Annotated in this window: 18 protein-coding genes; 3 read left to right on the plus strand and 15 right to left on the minus strand. The window is 32.6% G+C overall.

The features are described from left to right. Positions 1-4: 4 nt before the first annotated feature. The 11 genes from P8V03_RS00930 to murG form a co-directional block, all read right to left on the minus strand. Positions 5-1,057 (minus strand): protein-glutamate methylesterase/protein-glutamine glutaminase, encoded by a 1,053-nt coding sequence (locus P8V03_RS00930; protein ID WP_318796408.1) that lies wholly within the window; start codon positions 1,055-1,057, stop codon positions 5-7. Between the two features lie 38 nt (positions 1,058-1,095). Then, a complete protein-coding gene (locus P8V03_RS00935) occupies positions 1,096-1,584 on the minus strand; it encodes a chemotaxis protein CheD (protein WP_318796409.1) in 489 nt (162 codons plus the stop codon). Positions 1,585-1,607: 23 nt separating this feature from the next. Continuing rightward, positions 1,608-2,054 (minus strand): chemotaxis protein CheW, encoded by a 447-nt coding sequence (locus tag P8V03_RS00940; RefSeq protein ID WP_318796410.1) that lies wholly within the window; start codon positions 2,052-2,054, stop codon positions 1,608-1,610. A 126-nt stretch (positions 2,055-2,180) separates the two neighbouring features. Next, a complete protein-coding gene (locus P8V03_RS00945) occupies positions 2,181-4,154 on the minus strand; it encodes a flagellar assembly protein A (RefSeq protein WP_318796411.1) in 1,974 nt (657 codons plus the stop codon). 247 nt (positions 4,155-4,401) lie between these two features. Next, the gene (locus tag P8V03_RS00950) at positions 4,402-6,321 is read right to left on the minus strand and encodes a glucose PTS transporter subunit IIA (protein WP_318796412.1); all 1,920 of its coding nucleotides are present in this window, start codon (positions 6,319-6,321) and stop codon (positions 4,402-4,404) included. A gap of 13 nt (positions 6,322-6,334) precedes the next feature. After that, positions 6,335-7,159: a PRD domain-containing protein gene (locus tag P8V03_RS00955; RefSeq protein WP_318796413.1), complete on the minus strand. Its 825-nt coding sequence runs from the start codon at positions 7,157-7,159 to the stop codon at positions 6,335-6,337. A gap of 18 nt (positions 7,160-7,177) precedes the next feature. Next, on the minus strand, positions 7,178-7,996 hold the full coding sequence (locus P8V03_RS00960) for an aminotransferase class IV (protein ID WP_318796414.1): 819 nt from the start codon (positions 7,994-7,996) through the stop codon (positions 7,178-7,180). Positions 7,997-8,016: 20 nt separating this feature from the next. Next, positions 8,017-8,658 carry an HAD-IB family hydrolase gene (locus P8V03_RS00965; protein ID WP_261670860.1) on the minus strand — a complete coding sequence of 214 codons (642 nt, stop codon included), beginning with the start codon at positions 8,656-8,658 and terminating at the stop codon, positions 8,017-8,019. Positions 8,659-8,762: 104 nt separating this feature from the next. Next, positions 8,763-9,122 (minus strand): DUF1292 domain-containing protein, encoded by a 360-nt coding sequence (locus P8V03_RS00970; protein ID WP_318796415.1) that lies wholly within the window; start codon positions 9,120-9,122, stop codon positions 8,763-8,765. A gap of 411 nt (positions 9,123-9,533) precedes the next feature. After that, positions 9,534-13,037 carry a pyruvate:ferredoxin (flavodoxin) oxidoreductase gene (nifJ, locus tag P8V03_RS00975; protein WP_318796416.1) on the minus strand — a complete coding sequence of 1,168 codons (3,504 nt, stop codon included), beginning with the start codon at positions 13,035-13,037 and terminating at the stop codon, positions 9,534-9,536. Between the two features lie 708 nt (positions 13,038-13,745). Then, entirely contained in the window at positions 13,746-14,795 is a 1,050-nt protein-coding gene (gene murG, locus P8V03_RS00980; RefSeq protein ID WP_428978959.1) for an undecaprenyldiphospho-muramoylpentapeptide beta-N-acetylglucosaminyltransferase, read from the minus strand. Positions 14,796-15,024: 229 nt separating this feature from the next. On the opposite strand from murG, the gene P8V03_RS00985 reads away from it, so the two are divergent. Continuing rightward, positions 15,025-15,195, plus strand: coding sequence for a hypothetical protein (locus tag P8V03_RS00985; RefSeq protein WP_318796418.1), 171 nt, complete (start codon positions 15,025-15,027; stop codon positions 15,193-15,195). A gap of 56 nt (positions 15,196-15,251) precedes the next feature. Here the strand turns inward: P8V03_RS00985 and P8V03_RS00990 are convergent, their stop codons facing one another. Beyond that, a complete protein-coding gene (locus P8V03_RS00990) occupies positions 15,252-17,306 on the minus strand; it encodes an ATP-binding protein (RefSeq protein WP_318796419.1) in 2,055 nt (684 codons plus the stop codon). Positions 17,307-17,598: 292 nt separating this feature from the next. On the opposite strand from P8V03_RS00990, the gene P8V03_RS00995 reads away from it, so the two are divergent. Beyond that, positions 17,599-18,222, plus strand: coding sequence for a GntR family transcriptional regulator (locus P8V03_RS00995; protein WP_318796420.1), 624 nt, complete (start codon positions 17,599-17,601; stop codon positions 18,220-18,222). Positions 18,223-18,290: 68 nt separating this feature from the next. Here the strand turns inward: P8V03_RS00995 and recJ are convergent, their stop codons facing one another. After that, positions 18,291-20,069, minus strand: coding sequence for a single-stranded-DNA-specific exonuclease RecJ (gene recJ / locus P8V03_RS01000; RefSeq protein ID WP_318796421.1), 1,779 nt, complete (start codon positions 20,067-20,069; stop codon positions 18,291-18,293). A gap of 168 nt (positions 20,070-20,237) precedes the next feature. Here recJ and P8V03_RS01005 point away from each other — a divergent pair, with 168 nt between their 5' ends. Beyond that, a complete protein-coding gene (locus P8V03_RS01005; protein WP_318796422.1) occupies positions 20,238-20,987 on the plus strand; it encodes a SagB/ThcOx family dehydrogenase in 750 nt (249 codons plus the stop codon). A gap of 73 nt (positions 20,988-21,060) precedes the next feature. Here P8V03_RS01005 and P8V03_RS01010 read toward each other — a convergent pair whose 3' ends face one another. Together P8V03_RS01010 and P8V03_RS01015 are read right to left on the minus strand one after the other, a co-directional pair. Further along, positions 21,061-21,276 (minus strand): heavy-metal-associated domain-containing protein, encoded by a 216-nt coding sequence (locus P8V03_RS01010; protein ID WP_261670869.1) that lies wholly within the window; start codon positions 21,274-21,276, stop codon positions 21,061-21,063. 141 nt (positions 21,277-21,417) lie between these two features. Continuing rightward, complete coding sequence (locus tag P8V03_RS01015) at positions 21,418-22,665, minus strand: M16 family metallopeptidase (RefSeq protein WP_318796423.1); 1,248 nt, start codon at positions 22,663-22,665, stop codon at positions 21,418-21,420. Between the last annotated feature and the right edge of the window lie 168 nt (positions 22,666-22,833).

Below are 22,833 nucleotides of genomic sequence, written 5' to 3' on the forward strand. Positions count from 1 at the left end.
AAGCTTACCTCCCATTCCCAGCTACTACTTTTATAAGTTCCTGTGCTATACTATCTATCGGAAGTACCATATCAACCATACCTGTTTCAAAAGCTGCCTTTGGCATACCATATATGGTACAGGTAGATTTGTCTTCTGATATAGTAGTTCCACCGCATTTTTTAATTTCCATTGTTCCCTGAGCTCCGTCTTTTCCCATACCTGTAAGCACTGCACTTATAATATGAGCTCCATAGGTTTTTGCCGCTGATATAAATAGCTTATCAACTGCTGGCCTCACTCCCCATAGAGTAGGCTCTGTATTTAAGTGTATTTTTTGGTCACAGCCTACTTCCATGTGAAATCCTCCTGGGGCAATATAAACTGTATCTTTTTCTATACTCATTCCATCTGATGCTTCTACTACCTTTAGTTTACTATTTAAATTAAGCCTCTCAGCAAAGGCCTTTGTGAAGCCCACAGGCATATGCTGTACTACGAAAACAGGAACTCCTAAACGCTCTGGAAAAGAGGTTATTACCGTATATAATGCCTTTGGCCCTCCTGTAGAAGCGCCTATAACTATTGCATCTATTTTGCCAACCTTCCCTCTTCTATGGCTTTTGCTGTTATTACATTCTGCAACCTTTACAGTATCTTTAGGCTGAACAGCAAGTTTTCCATATGCCAACCTTATCTTTTCAATTAAATCAGTCTTTACTTTGTTTATATCCAATGATATAGCTCCAGAGGGCTTAGGTAGAAAATCAAAAGCTCCTGCTTCTAGACATTCCATAGTCATATGAGGTCCTTTTTTAGAAATACTGCTTAAGACAATTACCGGGATATTCATATTTCTTTTTTTTAGTTCCTTAAGGGCGGTGATACCATCCATTTTAGGCATCTCTACATCTAAAGTTATTATGTCTGGTAAACTAGTATCAAGTCTAGCTAATAGGTCTTCTCCATTTCTTGCTGTACCTATTACTTCCATATCCATCTCCTCATTTATCATATCAGAGATTATTTTTCTCATTAAAGCGGAATCATCTACTACTAAAACTTTTATTTTTTTCAAGTTAGTATCACTCCATTTTTATTAAAATTACCTCTTAACTAAAGCTCTTTAACTCCCATTCCAACAGTCTTTATTTGAACTAATCCATCAGAACTGCTGAGTATCATTGTCCTACCTTTGTTTCCACCTACATCTTCGGCGATTATTGGAATAGAGTGCTGTTTAAGTGAATTCTTTACTGCAATGCTGTTTCTATTTCCTATATCCATAATCATACTCTTATCTGAGAAATTAAACATAGAAGCACCTCCAGCTATTTTTGCCTTCATAGTTCTTCTTGATGCTCCCAATTTTTCTAATTTATCTATAAGCATAGGAATGGCTAAGTCTGCGAATTTCAGGGGGTTAGTAACATTGTTAAATTGGGTGCTGTCTGGCAGCATTATATGTGCTAGTCCCCCCAAACCCTTTGTTTTATCGTATATAGCTATTCCAATACATGAACCCAGTCCTACTGTTATTATTCTATCAGGGGCGGAGGCAGTATTCATGTCTGCAATCCCTACTTTTATTTCTTTTACTTCCATAAATATGCACCTTTCAATTTATACTAAATAAACATTTTTTCTTCCTCTGTTAATATTGTACCTAGGTTTAGGAATATAATTATTTTACCATCTATTTTAATTAGTCCTTTTATATATCTTCTTGAAATACCTGAAACTATTTCTGGTGGTGCTTCTATATTTTTTTCATTTACATCTCTTACTTCTGACACCACATCAACTATAATTCCAATCTTACTGCCTGATTGCTTAGCTACTATTATCTTTGATTCATCCTTTTTATCACTATTTACAAGGCCAAATCTGTGAGTAAGGGATATAACTGGCAGAATACTACCCTCATAATTAATAACCCCTTCAACGAACATTGGTGAATCTGGAAGTTTTGTTGGTTCCTCATAACCTAAAATTCTCTCCACTTCCATTATATCTGTAGCATAATGCTCTCCATTTATACTAAATATTAAAACTTTTATTTCCTTACCTTCCATAATGACTCCTCCCCGTTAACTCTGTGGTAACATGAGTTATAATTTCATTATATAATAAAGTATCGTCTGTAGTAAGAATTTATTTAACTGTCCGTTTGTAATTAATAAGTATCTACAGTGGTTTTTCTATAAATTTAACCTATCTACAACTATGTCATCACTGCTATCTAAATAACCATGTACATTTTTACTTGGAACATCAAGAACTAGCTCCCTTGATCCCACTGCAATTATAGTATTTTGGTAAGCCACATCTATCCATATATGTCCTTCTTTTTCCACCTGGAGCTTTGTAGCTACCCCTGCTGTACTCCCAACAGTTCTGCATTTAATTTCCTTCTTAGCTTTTAATACTCCACCTCTTGCAACACTTTTTTCTTCGGTAAAGTATATACTTCCATTGGCGGTAATGTCAGATATATACTCCCCTCTTCCTGTTATAAATATATCTCCAGAACTATTTATGCTGCAATCCTGACAGTAGGCTACTTTTACGTTTACAGGAAGTGATAAGGTGGCATTAAGGATTGTAATTATTTCATCTATATAGTTTATTATCAAGTCTAATTCTGAATAATGCTTAATAGTAATTGGAGATATACCAAGAAGTTTTCCTTTTATTAAATCAGTTAAATTATTACTATCTGAACTACCCATGCTATCATCCAATAATCTTATATCAGTAATAACATTAATACATAATTTAGGCAGCATCCTAAATTTATTTTCTATAAGAATTTTTACTATCTCTCCGTCTTTTCTATCAACACCTAAGAGATTAAATTTTTTTATTTCTTCTACAGCTTGCATTAAAGCATTAATCCTATCTTTTAAAGCTTGCAAATCATTAAGTGTTTTAATTTTTTTTACATCTTCCCCTCCTGCAAATATTTTAGAAGCAATAACATTACCTTTAATTTCTATATTTCCGTTGGCTTTTATTTTAGCTCTTTCAACATCCTTTTCTATGTTTAGAGCATTGCCACACTGGATTTCCATACCTTCTTGAACACTACCATATACTATTACATCACCAATAAACTTAATATTTCCTGTTTTCAGATCCACATCACTTCTTACTTCATGGAGCTGATATACGTAAAAAGTATTATTTTTCACACAAGGCTTTCCATCTATAGCAGCAGCTATTGTATTTTCATCAACGAGTATACACCCTTCTCCCGCCTTCAGCTTAAGCTTCTTTCCCACTTTGTGCTTTTTGACCTTTCCTGTAATATCATACCCGTCTTGTCCTTCTTCACCGATGTGTCTTACTGCAATTACATCACCCTTATGAACCGCTTCTACTGATCCTATACTTTTAAAATCTATATTTCCTACCTTATCTTCTTCTAATTTTTTGAGGTCTGTTTCCATTTTAAATTTTATCTCTACGGTATCATTTTGTCCATTTTTTACCTGCTGACCCCGAGCTATTAAAAACTTTTTACAACTATTTTCTACACATTGCTTCAAGTTTTCTTCTATTATACCATAAACTACATTATTATTTAATAATTCTTCTTTAACTTCTCCTATATTATATTTAGGTGGATTGATTTGTGATACTATTTCTGGTTCTAAAGTTACTAATTTATTTTCCCTTTTATCCTTAAGCTTGTATATATTTTTAGGTTCATAAATAATTGTAGCATAGGCCTCAGTATAGTTTTCTGATAAAGATATTTTAAGCTCTCTCGAGGCTTTATTTTCTTGAAAAAATATTTCTATATTATCATTTTCATACACTTCTTTTCTGACTTTAACCTCTTCTCCATTGATAACTACCTTTAAGTTATTAGACACTAAAATCTCTGCTGCTTTTCCATCTTTTTCAGGGTTTTTAACTATTATCTTTCCGTCAGCTATTGTTACAGTTCCATCTTCTTCCTTAAAGTTTTCATCTTCTTCTAGAACTCTATCTGCCTCTAATCCTATATTCTCCTCTGGAATTTCTACTTCTATTAAAGCCTTTTTTCTGAATAAAGACTTTTTTTCCTCTAGTACTTTATAGTCTAAATTTTCTCTTAATATCCCCAAATCTTCACATGCCTTTTCTATACACAGTTCTACAGTAGCCGCCCCATATACCTTTTTCATCATTAAATCCCCCATTTTTCTAAATTTTCATAGATTATCTTTTCCCAAATTAATCTTCACATATTGTTTTCATGTAAAGTATCTCGAAAATCAAATAAAATGTTATTTTAGTAAATTACTGGTTTTATAAAATCATTATACCATGTAAACAGCCACTTAGAAACAGGTATTAAAATCCTTCCACTTCTATTCTACCTATTAGCTTCTAACTACTAATCAAATAAAAACTACCGCATAGGCAGTAGTTTTAGTCTTGGCTTTTCAATATTATTTCAGCTGCAATTTTTCCCTTTTCCATCTTGCCATACGTAACATTTAATCTGTCCACCTTCTCCATATTAGTTACTATTACTGGTGTAAGATTACTTTTTGCCTTTTCTTCTATTAGTTTTCTGTTAAAGGTTATTAGCAAATCTCCTTTTTCAACTCTATCACCCTGTTTAACATAGGCAGTAAAACCTTCTCCTTTTAAAGCAACAGTATCTATTCCTATATGAATAAGCACTTCAATACCCTCTTCAGTTCTTACCGCTACTGCATGATTAGTAGGAAATAAAACCTTTACTATTCCTCTAACTGGCGAATACACTTTGTTATCCTTTGGCTTTATAGCAAATCCATCTCCAAGCATCCTGTCAGAAAACACTTCGTCCGGTATTGTCTCCAGGTGAATCACCTCTCCTTTTATTGGGTTTTCCAACTGAATTGATAAGTTTAGCCCTTCAGCAGTTTCTTGTAGTTCACCTATATTCTGCTTATAATGCCTACTCTTTATAATTTCTGCTTTTACATCATCCTTTATGCTTTCCGCTTCTGTTCCATATATTATCTGTATACTATCCCCTAATTCCAGTGTACCAGATGATCCTGTTTTTCTTAGCAAGACTTTATTAACAGCTTTTCGATTTTTTAAAGTCAGTCTAAGCCTTGTAATACAGGCGTCAATCATTTCCACATTATCTGCTCCTCCAACCGCCTCCAAAATCATAGACGCTCTTTCTGAACTAGCGGCTTTTATGTTATCCAATGAAATCTCTATATCTTCCCTACCTGGAGTTTTTATATTCATTCCTATAATTGTCAAATAAAATACTATAAAATAGGTAATAAAATAGAACATTCCAATGGCCCATATTAGCAGTGGATGTTCTGCAAACTTATACCCTAAAACATAATCAATGGCCGATGCAGAAAAGGTATATCCTAACCTTATATTTAAAAGACTTGTAACTATTCCTGCGGAAAAAGCTGCTCCTACATGAAATAGAAAAAGTATTGGTGCAACAAATATAAAAGAAAACTCTATTGGTTCCGTTATACCTGTTAGGAAAGACACAAGTGCTGCGGAAATCATAATTCCTGATATCTTCTTCCTGTTTTCCTCTCTAGCTGCTGCTATGATAGCCAATGCTGCTGCAGGAAGCCCAAACATAAGTATAGGATATTCTGACGCCATGAACATTCCTGCTGTCTTATCTCCATGAAAATACCTAGCAGTATCTCCAAAATAAGTTATTCCATCTGCTGCTGTAAAGGAACCAAACTGATATAGAAATACAGGATAGTACACGTGATGAAGGCCTATAGGTATCAAAAGCCTTTTTCCTGCTGCATAAAAAGCGGGACCTAATATAGAAGTTGATGCCCAACCTGCAAATGTATCTATTATCTGCTGCATAACAGGCCACAAACTTACACCTACAGAGGCAAATATTAAGACTGCCACTGAAGTTATTATTGGTATAAATCTTTTACCTGAGAAAAAACCAAGAACCTGTGGGAGCTTTATACTATAATACCTATTGTAAAGAGTCGCTGAAATCAATCCAATTGATATTCCTCCAAATACTCCCATATCTATAACCGTCCCTATGTTTTTACTTCCAGCAGCCATAATAGCCTGCAAAATTATTTGACCTACTACCGCTGCTAAAGCTGCAACTGCTTCTCCTTCTGAAAAACCTATTGCCACTCCTACTGCAAAAATCATTGGCAGGTTAGTAAAAATAGCATCTCCTGCAGTGGCTAAGTATTTAAAGGCCGCGCCATATCTTCCAAGCAAGTCCTCCTGTCCAAGTCTAAATAAAAGTCCTGCTGCAGGCAATACTGAAACAGGAAGCATTAGTGACCTTCCTATCTTCTGAAATACTGCAAATAATTTTTTCATATATATCACCTAGTTATTCTACCAGCCTTTTGATATGTAGAGCAATGTATCCAATTTCGTCTTCAGGAATTGTTATAGAAAATAAATCCTCAATTTTCATAGCTATTTTAATACCTACACTATATTGAGCTGCCAACCCTGTTTTTATACTTTCTAATAAATCATTTTTAATTGGCTTACCTTTTTCAACTCTTTCTATCATAAAGTTTATATGGTTCATTGTTCTTATATAGGCTAGAGAGCTTTTCTCCAATTTTTTACCTGTAAGTCTTTGAATTAATTCCATTACCTGACCTATCTTTTTTGTATAGGCTAAAGATTCTGACACCTCTTTTTTTGTTAGTGCTGCTCTTATATGCAGACATATAAAACCTGCTTCATCTTCTGGAAAATTGATGTTAAATCGTTTATTTATAGCCTCTACAGCCTCTACAGATATTCTATATTCTACAGGATATAATGCATTCAGCTCACTCTTAAAAGGATTTTCTATATTTACACCTTTGTTTATTCTATTTAACGCAAAACTTATATGATCCGGCAAAGATATATGTATTGCTTCATTTAACTTTACTTTCAATTCTTTCTCTGCGTAGTTTATAATTTCTTCTGATATACCAACTATGCTGCTTTCTATATTCTTTAATACCTTTTGATAGTTCTCTCCTATCTTTGAAGTCTTCTTTATAAATACATTTTCAACTCTGTCTTTAGGTATTACACCGCTTTTTCCAAAATCAAAACCTATACCTTTACCTACTAATATCAATTCCTCAGCATCTTCTTCTGCTATTACAACGTTGTTATTCAAAACTTTTCTTATCTTATAACCTTCCATCCTACTCCACTCTACTCCTTACGAATTGGTAATATCCTCATCTACTAGTATATTATATCCCCTCATAATTTTTAGAATCACTTCATTTTTTGCAGAGTCAAACTTCATATTGTCTACTTCTCTTATAGGTAAAACCTTAGGTGATGTTCCAGATATAAATAATCCATCCAAATCCTTTAGAACTTCATAGTGTATTTTCTCTTCTGCAACTTCAAACCCTATATCCTTACACTTCTCTATTATAACATTTCTCGTTATTCCAGGTAATACATCCTCTAGGGGTGATGTTATTACTTTATCACCTTTTATCATAAATATATTAGATTTACTTCCCTCTGTTATATAGCCCTTATTATCAACTAGTATGGCTTCGTAAGCTTCCTTCTCTCTTATTTCCTTATCTACCGCTTCTCTAAATCCCATATTTATAACCTTAGCATTAGGATTTTTTCTTTCTCCATGGTAGAGAATAGTCCTTACTCCCTTTTCATAATCCTCTGTAGATGGGTAGTGGTGTTTTACAAAGTAAGCAGCAAAAGTATTGTCCTTATTAAAGTTAAATATAAATTTCACATTACCAATTGCTGTGTCATTTACTTTTATGAGCTCAGTTATCTTCTCCTTTAACTCATCAATTGTAATCCACAAATCCATATTAGTTACTGCAGCGGAATTTTCAAGACGCTTAAGGTGCTTTTGCAAGAATAATGGTTTTCCATCTATTATTCTTATTACTTCATATAAGGATTTTCCTTCACTAAGGATTTTTTCATCAAATTCATTAGAATTTTTTATTTCATTATTATATATAAAATACTTATTAATACACTCACCCATTATATGTCCCTCCCTTTGCTTTATTTCCAGTTTAGTATTTTTATTTTGTCATGTCCTTTCTTGTAATTAATAAGGTAAGGATTTCCCACAAGGTTAAAAAGCGGTAAGTCTGCCAGTGAATCTGAGAACATATAGGAATTGTTAAAGTCCACTTCTATATTTTCTTCTTTCAGAACTTCCATAAGTCTTCTTACCTTTTCCTCACCTTTGCAGTTTTTACCTGCAATCTTTCTACTGTATTTTCCTCCAACCTGTGTGAACCTAGTTCCTATTACTTTATCTACTTCTTTTATCTTATACAATTCATTCAAGTAAAATTCAGCAGAAGCAGATATTAAATATACCTTATACCCCTCTGACTTCAGCTTTTTCATGGTATCCATAGCATCCTTATAAAATATTCTGCTTAATCTCTTTTCATAAAATTCTTCTACTATTTTCTGCATATCCTTTTCATGAACTCCATCTATAAAAGCTATAAAATTCTCCTTTGCTCTCTGAGAATCTAACACCTTTATTGCATACAAAAATGCAGAAAAAACTCCTCTCGGTGCATGGACTATAAGCTTTGGATATTTCTTTATCATAAACAGATAAAATTCTGCCAAAGTTTCTCTCTTTGTTAGTGTATAGTCTACATCAAATATAGCTAGTTTATCCATTTAAAGTACTCCTTTCCAAACAGTCACTAATATTGTCTTTATCACAAAGAAAGCCGGTGCTACTTAGCATCGACTTTCTTATAATTTTCTCTTAATTCAATTTTTTATTCTTGTTCATCCATTAATTGCTCATAGTAAGCTGAAACTTCTTCGAACTCTGAATCATCAGGAATTACAAGTTCTCCTTCGTCGCCTTCGCCTACTACCTTAAATAAGTATACAGCTCCATTTTCTGGATTTTGCACTATAGCATATTCACTATTTTTATATTCAAATCCATCTACTACTTCACATGGAACAACGTTTCCGTTTTCATCTTCTAAATCAACTATTAAAGATTCGTGATCTCCTTCTCCGCATCCGCATCCACACTCATGCTCATGATCGTGTCCACCGCATCCGCAGCCACCGTTATTTTCTTCTCCGCAGCCACAGCCGCATTCATTTAATTTATCCTTATCCATAATATATCCCTGGAATTAATCTAGTATAAGTATACAGGCTTTATAAACATCCTGAACCATTAGATAGTAAAATTGATACTATCATCTAGTCTATCCAGGACTTACACCTCCTTTTAGTATTATGTTCTAATTTTACCCTTAATTTCGAAATAAAGAAAGAGTTTTTTTTAAATTTATTATTTAAATTTAATTATTACATAAAATTCAATATTAAGCATACGTAGTACCTAAGTATATTTTATCAAATTTCACTTTTTATATTCTAAACAAATATTATATTTATAAACATTAATTTTAAAATTATTAGTAATAATTCTATATAAGTACTAGCCCCTGCCTTATAATTTTACTACATCACTTTCTTTAACACAAAAAGATGAGGTGCAAAGCACCTCATCTTCTTATTATATACTATTGATTTGCAAGCTTCTTATAGCCTTCAAGTCTTTCCATAGCATCTCTTTGAGTTTTCTCAAATAATGCTTCAGCAGCTTCTGGGAATTGCTTAGCAAGTGAAGCATATCTTACTTCGCCCATTAAGAACTCTCTGAAGTCTCCTTTTGGCTCTTTTGAATCTAGGATGAATGGATTCTTTCCTTCTTCTTTTAATGCTGGATTGAATCTGTACATAGCCCAGTATCCGCACTCAACAGCTTTCTTACCTTCTTGTTGGCTCTTGCCCATTCCACCTTTTAATCCGTGGTTGATACATGGTGAGTAACCAATGATTAATGATGGTCCTGGATAAGCTTCAGCCTCAGCTATAGCTTTTAATGTTTGAGCTTTATCTGCTCCCATTGATACTTGTGCTACGTAAACATATCCGTAAGTCATAGCCATCATACCAAGGTCTTTCTTCTTAGTTTGCTTACCGCTAGCTGCGAATTTAGCTATAGCAGCTGTTGGAGTAGCTTTTGAAGATTGTCCACCAGTGTTTGAGTAAACTTCTGTATCAAATACAAATACATTTACGTCTTCTCCTGATGCAAGAACGTGGTCTAATCCGCCGTATCCGATGTCATAAGCCCATCCGTCTCCACCGAAGATCCAGTTTGATCTCTTCACTAAGAAGTCTTTGTTTTCATATATTTCTTTTAATGTAGGACAGTCACAGTTAGCAGCTTCTATTGCAGCTATTACTCTGTCAGCTCTTTCTCTTGAACCTTCTCCTACAGTCATGTTATCTAACCAATCTTGAAGAGCTACTTTTACTTCTCCTTCTGGAGCGTTAGTTAAAGCTTCTTTTGCAGTCATAGCTAATTTTTCTCTTACTTGTTGAACTCCTAAGTACATTCCAAGACCGAACTCAGCATTGTCTTCAAATAATGAGTTAGCCCAAGCTGGACCATGTCCTTTTTGATTTTTAGTGTATGGAGTTGCTGGTGCTGATGCTCCCCAGATTGATGAACATCCAGTAGCATTAGCTATCATCATTCTGTCACCAAATAATTGAGTTACAAGTTTAGCGTATGAAGTTTCCATACATCCAGCACAAGCTCCTGAGAACTCAAGTAATGGCTGTTCGAATTGGCTTCCTTTTACGCTGAATTTGTTCATTGGGTTTTCCTTAGTCTTAACTGTCATAGCAAAATCCCAAGCTTCAGCTTTCTCTAATTGAGTATCAAGTGGCTTCATAACAAGAGCCTTTTCTTTAGCAGGACAGATGTCAGCACAGTTTCCACAACCTGAACAATCAAGTGGTGATACAGCCATGTGGAACTTAAGTCCTTTTGCTCCTGTAGCATCTTTAGCTACAAATGTAGCTGGTGCTTTTGCCATTTCTTCTTCATCTGCAAGTATTGGTCTTATTGCAGCGTGTGGACATACGAATGAACATTGGTTACATTGTATACACTTGTCCATTTGCCATTCTGGAACGCTTATAGCTATTCCTCTCTTTTCAAAAGCAGCAGTTCCGTGTGGGAATGTACCATCTTCCATTCCTACGAATGCGCTTACAGGAAGTTTGTCTCCCTCTTGTCTGTTCATTGGGTAAACAATCTTCTCTATGAATTCTGGAACTTCAGTAGTTGCAGCAGCTTCTTCTACCGCATCTGTCCATGAAGCTGGAACTTCTATTTTAACTATTGATTCAACACCTTTGTCGATAGCAGCGTTGTTCATGTCAACAACTTTTTGTCCCTTCTTACCATATGAAGCTACAACTGCATCTTTTAGGTATTTTATAGCATCTTCAACTGGAATAACGTTAGCAAGCTTGAAGAATGCTGATTGCATTATCATGTTAATTCTTCCGCCTAGTCCAATTTCTTGAGCTATTTTAACAGCATTTAATGTGTAGAACTTAATGTTGTTTTCAGCTATAAACTTCTTATAAGCTGCTGGTAAATTCGCTTCTACTTCTTCTGGAGTCCAGATAGTATTTAATAAGAATGTACCGTTCTTCTTTAATCCTTCTAATACGTTATATTTATAAACGTAGGATTGGTTGTGACAAGCTACGAAATCAGCTTTGTTTATTAAGTATGGGGACTTGATTGGAGTCTTACCAAATCTTAAGTGTGAAACTGTTATTCCACCTGATTTCTTAGAGTCATATGCAAAGTATCCTTGTGCATACATGTCTGTATGGTCTCCAATGATCTTTATAGCACTCTTGTTTGCTCCAACAGTACCATCTGATCCAAGACCCCAGAACTTACAAGCAGTAGTTCCTGCTGGTGTTGTATCTATATCTTCTCCAACTGGTAATGAAGTGTTAGTTACATCATCAACTATACCAACTGTGAATCTGTCTTTTGGATTAGCTAACTTTAAGTTTTCGAATACTGGAAGTATTTGTCCTGGAACTGGGTCTTTTGAACCTAATCCATATCTTCCTCCAACTATTACTGGCTGGAACTCTTTTCCGTAGAATGCATTCTTAACATCTAAGTATAATGGCTCACCGATTGAACCTGGCTCTTTAGTTCTGTCAAGAACAGCTATGCTCTTAACTGTTTCTGGTATAGCTTTGAAGAAGTGCTCTAATGAGAATGGTCTATATAAGTGAACATTTAATAAACCAACTTTTTCTCCTCTAGCCATTAAGTAATCTATTGTTTCTTCTATAGTATCACATACTGAACCCATAGCTATTATCATTCTTTCAGCATCTGGTGCTCCGTAGTAGTTAAATAGATGATATTCTCTTCCTGTAAGCTTTGTCATTTCTTGCATGTAGCCTTCAACTATCTCTGGAAGTGCATCATAGTATCTGTTTGAAACTTCTCTTTCTTGGAAGTATATATCTGGATTTTGAGCAGTACCACGAGTTACTGGGTGGTCTGGGTTTAATGCGTTTCTTCTAAATGCGTTAACAGCATCCATGTCAACTAAACCTTTTAACTCATCATATTCTAAAACTTCAATCTTTTGTACTTCGTGTGAAGTTCTAAATCCATCAAAGAAGTTTACGAAAGGAACTCTTCCTTTTATTGCTGATAAGTGTGCTACAGCTGATAAGTCCATAACCTGTTGTACTGAACTTTCTGCAAGTAATGCAAATCCAGTTTGTCTTGCAGCCATAACGTCTTGGTGGTCACCAAAGATATTAAGTGAGTTTGCAGCAAGAGCTCTTGCTGATACATGTAGAACTCCTGGTAGAAGTTCTCCAGCTATCTTATACATATTTGGAATCATAAGTAAAAGACCTTGTGATGCAGTATATGTAGTAGTTAATGCACCTGCCTGTAATGAACCGTGGACAGCACCAGCTGCTCCTCCTTCAGACTGCATTTCCATAACTTTTACAGTTTGTCCAAAAATATTCTTTCTTCCTTGTGCCACCCACTCATCAACGTGTTCAGCCATTGGTGAGGATGGAGTTATAGGAAATATAGCAGCTACATCTGTAAATGCGTAAGAAATATGAGCTGCAGCGGTATTTCCATCCATAGTCTTCATTTTTCTCATTAAAAATTCCCTTCTTTCTTCAATCTTATATTTTTCTATAAATTAAGAATATGCAACAAAACAACAGCTGCATATTCATTATAGGCAATTAACCGGAGCCAAAATCTATAATTTAGTTTAATTAATTGAATAGATTTAAAACATTCAATCTGATTATCTAAGAATTACTCATCTTATCATCATACCACTATAAAGTTACAAAATTAACTTTAATACAACAAAAAACTTAAGTAATTTTGCAATAAAAGTTACATTTTTACTATACAACAAATTTTCCACTATGTAAAACTTCATTTAAGCAATTTTTATGCCTAAAAAGTAATCTAGTATAATTTAAACTTGTATTACTTTAAAAGACGCTTTAATTTAATAAATTATAACAGTGTTTAGTTTATCAGATTGAACTGTTCATCTTTTTAGTAAGATATTTACTAGCCTTAAACAACTGTATTACTTATGCTTCATTACTGTTTCTCACAACATGACGCTAACTAGAAGGTTTTTTATTCAAAAATAAAAATTTAACATTTGGCAATGAATGCTTTTTATTCAAATCCTTAAGTATAATTATACCTTTTCTGCTTAATAATTCAATAGGTCTTTGTTGATTTTTCGAAAGATTTAATTTTTTATTAACAATCATGAAATATATTTCATCATTTAGTATAAAAAAACCTTCTACTTAATTTGTTAGAAGGTTTCTTTTTTCTATAAACTATGCTTTTCTATAAGTCTAATTATTTCATCAACTCCATTTTTAAGAGGACTTGAAGACATTTTACTTATATATCTATCTTTATTCCTATAAAGTTCCTCTAATTTATCCGCAAGAATTTCTTCGTTAAGTTCTTCTTCTTGAATAACCATACTGTATCCACTTTTCTCAAAGGAAGCAGCATTTAGAATTTGATCTCCTCTACTTGATTTTTTTGAAAGAGGAATTAATAAATTAGGTTTCTTCAACGTCAAAAGTTCAAATATCACATTAGCTCCAGCTCTAGATATAACTATATCAGCAGAACTCATTATATGAGGAAGTTCTTCACTTACATACTCAAATTGTTTATATCCACTTTTTCCACTAAGTTTTTCATCTAAGTTATCTTTTCCACATATATGAACTACATTGTACCTTACAAGTATTTTATCCAGTATGCCTCTAACAGTGTCATTTATATACTTTGAACCTAAGCTCCCACCAATTATTAGCAACACTGGTTTTTTATCTATAAATTGGCATATTTCTCTTCCTTGTGCTGCATCCCCCTTTAAGAGTTCCTCTCTTATGGGAGTTCCTGTAAGCACTGCTTTATCACCTTTGATATTTTTTATAGACTCAGGAAATGTAACACATACCTTTGTACAATATGGTGCCGCCAGTTTATTTGCTAGTCCTGGAGTTATATCTGATTCATGTGCAATAACAGGAATTTTGCTTAAATGAGCAGCTATTACTACCGGTACAGATACAAAACCTCCCTTTGAAAATACTATGTTAGGTTTCACTTTCTTCATTATAAAAATAGCCTGTAGTATCCCCTTTACTACTTTAAAAGGATCTGTAAAGTTCTTTATATCAAAGTACCTTCTAAGCTTTCCGCTGGATATAATATGATACCTGATTTTTTCTCCTTCAATAATTTTTCTTTCTATACCATCCCTAGTTCCTATATATTCTATCTCATATCCCATTTTTCTAAGCTTTGGTACAAGCGCAAGATTTGGTGTAACATGTCCTGCTGAACCTCCACCAGTCATTATAATCTTTTTCAAGGTGTATCCTCCCAACTTCTTAGAAATTAGAATCAAAAATTGAGATTTGAAAATTAGAACGAAAATCATTCCTTATATCTCATCTGCAACCTTAATTCCCAACTTATATCATACTATATTTTTTTTAGGTAAACAATTATACATTGTGAATTATATTAAATACATAATTGGTTACAATAGTAAGAAATAATTTAAGAATAAAAGGAGGAGTTGTATGTTAAAAAACCAATCTAGAACAGGATTAAATAAAGTTAGAATTGATACTTTAATGGAGCTAGGTGAAGATATGAATACTGAATATAAGGATAACTTAACTTACAACACAAATAGTTCTACAATTATAAAGATGATAGCAGAATATGAGAAAAACCTAATTGGAAAATAAAAATAAATACAAAACAAACATCTGCCGCTTTATTATAAATACGACAGATGTTTGTCCTAGTTTATATCTGAAAACTCTATATTTATCCTATCAATATTTTCAGATAGAATAGCATAACTGTTTATATTGCTGCTATCTGCACCTACCTTTTTAATTTTAACTATAAACTCTGTTCCTTTTCCAACTTCACTTATTACTTTTATTTCTCCATCCATTAGTTCTACAATCTTTTTTACTAGTGCCAAGCCTATACCAGTTCCCTCTGCCCTTCTTGATAGAGAACTATCAACTTGAGCAAATCTATCAAATATTGCCTCTGTTTTATCTTCTGGTATTCCAACACCATAATCCTTTACATTGAGGTAAAAGTATTCCTCTTCTATTACTAAAGATACTATAATTTGCTTTCCTTCTGGAGTAAATTTGATTGCATTTGATAATAGATTTAAAAGCACCTTTTCATACTTATCTCTATCAAGCTTTACATTACACTCCTCTTCATTTGTGTCAAATATCAGTTCTATTCCTTTACTAGTTGCATAAGAATTAGCTGAATTTACTATTGCCTCACTTACGTATACTATGTCAAATTCCGTGGTACTTAAACTCAAGAAGCCAGCTTCTGCTTTAGATATGTCTAATATGTTATTAATAAGCTTAAGTAATCTGCTGCAATTTTGATTAATCCTTGATAAAGTTTTATCCATGTTAGGAGTTATCTCTTTACCATATATATCATAAGCCAATTGAAGAGAAGAATATATTATAGTTAGCGGAGTTCTTAACTCATGAGAAATTATAGTGAAAAATTCATCTTTTAATCTGGTTATTTTTTCAAGTTCTATGTTGTGATTCACTTCTTCTGTGATATCTGATCCATGAATATGTATTCTTGTAGTGTTGTCCTTGTTCTTACATGGTATAAATTTTATTTTATAGAATCTTTCCTCTCCTTTATGATTTTTCACCCTATAAGGGCTTACGGTGTAAGATTTATAATTTTCTCCCACATTATTGATTATTTTATATAGCCCCTCATTTATATATTTAATTTGTTTACCGTATTCATTCTCTTCTTCTAGTACTTGATTTTTTCCAATTACTTCTTCATATTTTTTATTTGTAAGCCTATAGGTTGTATTTGGATAGTCCACTACGGCTATAGGAACACTTACTGTGTTGACTACATCACTAATAAACTCTGCCTGCACTTCTGCATTTATTTGATGAAGCTTAATTTCCGTTACATCCTTAATAGTTAATATAGTATGCAAAAGCTCATCATTTTTGTTAATTATAGGAGCGCTATTTATTTCTATATATTTAGTTTGCAAAGTAGTTCTTTCTATTAACTTAAATATGGCATTCTTCATGGGACTTTTGCTTTTAATATAGTGTTTTAGTATTTTAGCACAGTCTGTCTCTTCCTGTTCTATCGGTATTACTTCATATTTTTCAAAGATTTTATTCTTATTAACGATGTCTATAGCTCTTAAATTTAATATATCAAATACTGATTTATTACAAAGACTCATTCTTCTATTTTTATCAAAAACCATTATTCCTTCTGAAATATTGTTTATAACATCTTTTAAATGCATAAGATGCTCTTTTTCTCTGCTTCTTAGTATTTCTATTATGTCACATTTAGCTTTTAATTCTGTAGACAGCTCAAGAAACTTTTGTCTTTCATTTTTTATTTTGTACAGGTAATCTTCCGTTACATCTCTTAAGGTTACAACAGCTCCTATAACCCTTTCTCCTTCAAGCAAAGGAAAGCTAGATATGGAAAAATACAGGTCCTCACTACTTATATTAAACTTTACTATTAAGTTTTTAACTTCCTCTTTATTTTTTAAGGATTTATACAGAGGGAAGTCCTGCTCATTAATCTTAACATCATCCTCCAAACAGCCATTGTAATTATATAAAAAATCATATCCATTTTTTATAACTGGAATTTTTAATTGCTCTAGTGTCATATTACCTTTATTATTAATATAAATTATATTTCCTTCTTCATCTGTTATGTATACAAAGTATGGCAAAGACTCTACTATCTTTATTGTTAAATCACTACTCTTCAATACATCAATTGTACATTTTTGCATTAATAACCTTCCCCCAAAAATTTAATAGTTTACTAATTCTATACTTAATAAATAAATTCCTTCTATTATGTATTTTATCATAAATATATCCTTTTACACCAAAAAACCTCATCATTTTTGCATTTTTCCAAATTTTACATAACAATAAATATTGTTATCAGTTCCAATGCGATAAAGTGATAACTTTTTAAGTAAAACTTGATTTTTTTTAGTTAACAACTTAAAATGATTTTAGAATTATTGGTTAATACTTGCATAAATATAGATTGCAATTTAGTTAGGAGTATTTTAAATGACACATGAACCTATAATAAAACCTGTTTATCAGCAAATAGCGATTGATATAGCGAACAAAATAATCTCTGGAGATTTTCAAATAGGTACAAAACTTCATGGCAGGTCTTCCCTTGCTGGATACTATAATGTTTCTCCTGAAACCATTAGACGTGCAGTAATTTTGCTTTCAGATATGAATATAGTGGAAGTTGCTAAAGGTAGCGGAATTATAGTAAAATCTATTGATAATTCTTTAAAATTTATAGATAAATTTAGAGATATAGAATCTATAAGCTCCTTAAAAAAGGAGATATCAGATTTAATTGCAGAAAAACAGGAAAAGGAAAACAAATTAGAGATTTTGATTAATAATCTTATAGATTATTCAAATCGTTTTAAAAATAGCAATCCCTTTATTCCCTTTGAATTTGAAATAAATAAGAATTCAAGATTACTTGGAAAAACTATATCAGAAATTAAATTTTGGCAGAATACCGGTGGCACAATAATAGGAATCAGACGTAATAACAACTTAATATTGTCCCCTGGGCCCTATGCTACCTTTAATGCCGGTGATATTTTTATAGTAATAGGTGACGAAAATACCTATGAGAGAATTAAAAAATTTTTAAAGGAATAAGCAGACACTAATAAAAGCACTATAGATATCATTAAATCAGCTGATATTTATAGTGCTTTCATTAATCATTAACTGCTTGATAACCTAAAATCTTTTACTATTAACTGCAGGCTAACATTACCATTATACTCATTGATAGATGGTGAGAATATTAAGTCCATTTTTAGATTTGTAAAAGCTCCATTTATAATTTCTATAAGCTTTTCTTCTCCATAGACCTCTTCTATGAGCTGCTTAAACTTATCTGCTCCATCAAAGGATATTGCATCTATTTTTTCCATGCTGCCCTTTGGTCTTACAAAAAGTTTTAACACACTTTTTTCCTTTCCCATTAAGTATATTCTAAATACAGTTACCTCTTTTTCAGCAAAAATTGGTGATGAATTTCCTTTTCCAAAGGGCTCTAATCTTTCTATATCTTCTATAAGCTTAAAAGACAGCTGCTCTAATGGAATCCGTTTATCTATTCTTATCTTAGGTATTATATCTTCCTCTGTAAGAGTACAGTTATCGTTTAAAGTTTTTCTAAGCTTATCAATATTCTCCTCTTTTATAGATAATCCTGCCGCTAAAGGGTGTCCTCCGAACTTCTCCATTAGATCTTTACACTTTATAAGTTCTTCAAACATATTATATTCCTCTATAGATCTTCCTGAACCTTTAGGCGTCTTTTCTCCTTGTGTAAGAACTATGGCCGGTACACTATATCTTTCTTTTAACCTTCCTGCAACTATACCTGCTATACTTTCATGAACATCAGGCTTATATACAACTAAAACTTTATCATCTTTCATATTAGAATTTTCTATCATATCGATGATTTGATTTACGCTATCTACCGTCATATTTTGTCTTTCTATATTTAACTGACGAAGCTTCTTTGCAAGATCCTGCGCCTCTTTTTCATCTTCCGATAATAGTAATTTTAAGGCTAAGGCTGCACTATCTAGTCTTCCTGTAGCATTTATACAAGGTCCTATAACAAAACCTATATGATAGGATACTATATTTTTATTTTCTAAAGAATTTTCTTTTATAAGTGCTTTTATTCCTATATTACTAGTAGAATTTAATAATCCAAGTCCACTTTTAGCAATAATTCTATTTTCTCCAATTAAATCAACTACATCACAGATAGTTCCTATAGCTGCATACTCTATAAATTTATAGGCCTCCCTTTTATCTATTCCCATTTTGCCATATAAAACTTGCACAAACTTAAAAGCTACACCAGCTCCGCAAAGTATTTTAAAGGGATATTTACAATCCTGTTGCTTAGGATTTATTATTGCATCTGCTTCTGGTATGGTAAATTCCCTTTCACCATTATCCTTAACCATAAAAGGAATATCATGATGATCGGTAATTACTATTGTCATTCCAAGTTCTTTAGCAAACTTAACCTGTTCTATGGCAGATATACCATTATCACAGGTAATAATTACTTCATATCCTTCTTCCTTTAAAGTTTTTATACTATCACTATTTATTCCATAGCCCTCCATAATTCTATCCGGTATATGATATTTTACCTCTGCCCCACAACGTAAAAGTGCTGAGTATAAAATATATGTACTAATTATGCCATCTGCATCATAATCTCCATAAACAACTATCTTTTTTCCCTCTTCTATAGCATCCTTTATTATACCAGTTCCTTTATCCATATCCTTCATGAGAAGGGGATTTTGTAGGTTTTCTATACTGGGATTCATAAATTTGATTATTTCTTCTTCAGTTTTTATATCTCTATTCGCTAATATAGTTACTAATGTTTCACTTATTCCAGTAGCTTCAGAAAGCTTTTTTATGTTAACAGCTCTTTGTTTTAACATCCATCTAGCCATTTTATGTATCACCTCTTTCCGTAAATATTATACCATGTTAATAATAATATTGATTAATAAATAAATCATCTTTTTATTTATAATATGGAAATTTATTACTATAGTGGTATAATACAAATATAATATGTATTACTAGTAAATAATAAAATAGAAAGGTGGATGGTACCTATGAGTAAAGAAACTTTAAAAAATTTTTTAAAAGCAGATGCCTTTGAAGAATTAAAACAGATTGAAACAGACCAGGATAAGGAATTACCTCAACCAGCTGTTCAAAAGAGCTGTCCAGCCTCACCTAAATTAATAGACTTAGTTTCTGCTGATGCCTTTGAGTGTGGTTCTATGAGCATCTTGGATTCTTTAAAATTCAGAAAAAGTAGAAGAGTTTTTTCAGAAGATACTTTAACTATAGAAGAATTATCCTATCTTCTATGGAGCGCTCAGGGAGTTAAGAAAATAGTAAATAAAGGTTATGCAACTTTAAGAACAGTACCTTCTGCTGGTGCTAGACATTCCTTTGAGACTTATCTGGCAGTATTAAACGTAGAAGGCTTGGAAAATGGAATTTATAGATACTTACCCTTAGAACATAAGCTACTATTTTTATACTCTGACACTGACCTTGCAGATAAGCTTAATTCTGCTGTTTTAAACCAAAAGTTTGTATCAAACAGTGCAGTAACTTTTATATGGTCTACTATTCCTTACAGAATGGAGTGGAGATATAGCGTAGCTTCCGCTAAACTTATTGCTATAGATGCTGGTCATGTGTGCGAAAATATTTACCTTGCAGCAGAGTCCATAAATGCTGGTACCTGTGCTATAGCTGCTTATGACCAAGATCAAATGGATAGACTAATTGGTGTAGATGGAAACAATGAATTCACTATCTATTTAGCTGCAGTAGGAAAAGTAAAGTAAATCTGTGTAGATTATAGGCTGCTGAAATGCAGAATTAATTGGGGCAAATGCCCCATTTGCCAAAGACTACTATTTATATTTTCTCTATATCTGTTACTTCATAACCAGTGTCATCCACTGCCTCTTTAATTTTATTATCATCTATACTGGTTCTGCTTTCTACAAATGCAGTTTCTGTTCTTAAATCTATGTTTACTGAGGTTACCCCAGGGAGCTCTACCAATGCATCATGAACCTGTCTTACGCACTTCATACAGCTCATTCCCTCAATAGTTAATATCTTTTTCATTTTTATTCGCCCCTTTTTATTGTATTTTTAAATAATAGTTTTATCCAATTTTACAGGTTTTATAACAATTTACAATGTATTACTATAATATTATTTTTGTTATAACTCTGTTCCAAGGAACTATTATAATCACCTAGCCCTTTAACCTTTTGTTATAATTTGTATAGTTGGATTTATTAATACCTTTCTTATAACCTCTAGTATATTTTCCTCACTAATACTTTGTAATCCATCAACCTCCTCATAAATCCTTTCTGCTCTACCATACATAAGCTCATAGGTAGTAAGCTCTTTGCATAGCTGAATGGACTTTTCCAGTTTAAGCTGTCTTTTAAGCTTGATATTTTTGCTTAATTCTTTTATTCTCTCTTCGTTAAAATATCCCTTTAATTTTTTTAATTCTTCAATCTTATTACCTATAATATCCAAGGCCTTTTGCACTTTATCCTCTGAAGTTCCTAGATTAATGGTGAAAATTTTAATTCCTCTTTCGTTTTTTATGTAGCTCCCTACATCGTAGGCAAGAGCATTTTTTGTTCTTATCTCCTCGAAAAGTACACTGCTTGTTCCCTCTCCGAAGGCAGCATTAAACAAAGTTAAAGCCTTTAATTCATTTTCTTCTAGTTCTTCAATATTAAATAAGTACTGAATTTTAGCTCCTCCTATAGATCCTGATTTTTCTTCAAATATCCCTGCCATATTCCTTTCCATCTTTATGTTACTTTTACTCTTATCTATATTTGTAGAGATTACCTCATTTTTTCCTAACCACTGTCCAAAATATTCTTTTACCACTGACAATATCTGCTCACAGCTTAAAGAAGAACATACACTTATAACGCAATTTTCTGGAACATAATACTTTTGATAAAAATCTTTTATATGCTTTAAGGTAATAGACTTCACACTTTCTTCAGTTCCTATTATCAAATTTTTTATTCTCTTATTACTGAAGGCATTATAAAGAAGGCTGTCTTCACAATGCTGATATATGTCATCCTTCCACTCCTTAAGTTCTTCTAATATAATGTTCATCTCTTCTTTAAAACCATCTTTTCTAAAAGCAGGATTTAAAACTATATCTGAATAAAGTTCAAAACCTGCTTTAAAATCCTCTGATAGGGAAGTTCCATAATATATAACATAGGGAAAGTTGGTCATAGCATTCTCAAAGCCAAATATTTTGTCGCATAGGTTATTTATTTCTTTTTCACTTCTTGTTTTTGTTCCTTTTGATACCATATGCTCTACAGCATGAGCAGTTCCTAATGGAAATTCATCAGTCTCCTCTATAGCTCCACCATTAAAACCTATACAAAAGGATGTTATACCTGCTGGACGATGTTCATAAATTAATTTCACTCCATTATCTAATGTGTATTTATTCAAATTCATTTCCACCTCTCTAAATCAAAAATAAAATAAGCACCAGTATCTATACCAGTGCTTATCTTCTCTATATAACAAGGGGACTCATTATATTGTTTTTCCTAAGCTGCTTACCTAGGTCACTTATTATTATAAATGATAATTGTTACATATTTGTGTCGTCACTGT

Source organism: Clostridium tanneri (assembly GCF_033659955.1).
GTDB classification, from domain to species: Bacteria; Bacillota; Clostridia; order Clostridiales; family Clostridiaceae; genus Clostridium_AM; species Clostridium_AM tanneri.